This is a genomic window from Rhodococcus sp. A14 (assembly GCF_011603105.1).
GTDB lineage: Bacteria > Actinomycetota > Actinomycetes > Mycobacteriales > Mycobacteriaceae > Rhodococcus_F > Rhodococcus_F opacus.
Genome location: NZ_JAAOQS010000290.1, coordinates 1 through 874, shown reverse-complemented (window position 1 = coordinate 874; position 874 = coordinate 1). Strand labels below are relative to the sequence as shown.

The 874-nt window shown below is 67.3% G+C and carries 1 protein-coding gene; it reads right to left on the bottom strand.

Translation table 11 applies throughout. From position 1 onward, the window contains the following. Window positions 1-874, bottom strand: an 874-nt coding sequence (gene pdxS / locus G9373_RS45450) for a pyridoxal 5'-phosphate synthase lyase subunit PdxS (RefSeq protein ID WP_054246489.1), incomplete at its 5' end; no start/stop codon positions are given.

Genomic DNA, 874 nt, shown 5'->3' with positions numbered 1-874 from the left:
TCACCAGCCGCGTTCGGCGAGCCGGTGCGGGACCGGGATGTCGTCGACGTTGATCCCGACCATCGCCTCACCCAACCCGCGGGAGACCTTCGCCAGCACGTCCGGGTCGTCGAAGAACGTGGTCGCCTTCACGATCGCCGCGGCCCGCTCCGCCGGATTACCGGACTTGAAGATGCCCGACCCGACGAACACACCCTCCGCACCGAGCTGCATCATCATCGCCGCATCCGCCGGGGTGGCGATGCCACCGGCGGTGAACATCGTCACCGGCAACTTCCCGGCCTTGGCCACCTCGACGACCAGGTCGTACGGCGCCTGCAGCTCCTTCGCCGCCACATACAGCTCGTCCTCGCTCAGCGAGGTCAACCGGCGGATCTCCCCACCGATCGTCCGCATGTGCGTGGTCGCGTTCGACACGTCACCGGTCCCGGCCTCACCCTTGGACCGGATCATCGCCGCACCCTCGGTGATCCGCCGCAGCGCCTCACCCAGATTGGTGGCACCACACACGAACGGGACGGTGAACTTCCACTTGTCGATGTGGTTGGCGTAGTCGGCCGGGGTCAGCACCTCGGACTCGTCGACATAGTCGACACCGAGGGACTGCAGGATCTGAGCCTCCACGAAGTGCCCGATCCGGGCCTTGGCCATCACCGGGATCGACACCGCGGAGATGATGCCGTCGATCATGTCCGGATCACTCATCCGGGACACCCCACCCTGCGCCCGGATGTCCGCGGGCACCCGCTCGAGCGCCATGACCGCCACCGCACCGGCGTCCTCGGCGATCTTCGCCTGATCGGGGGTGACGACGTCCATGATGACCCCGCCCTTCAACATCTCGGCCATGCCACGCTTGACGCGCGCCGTACCG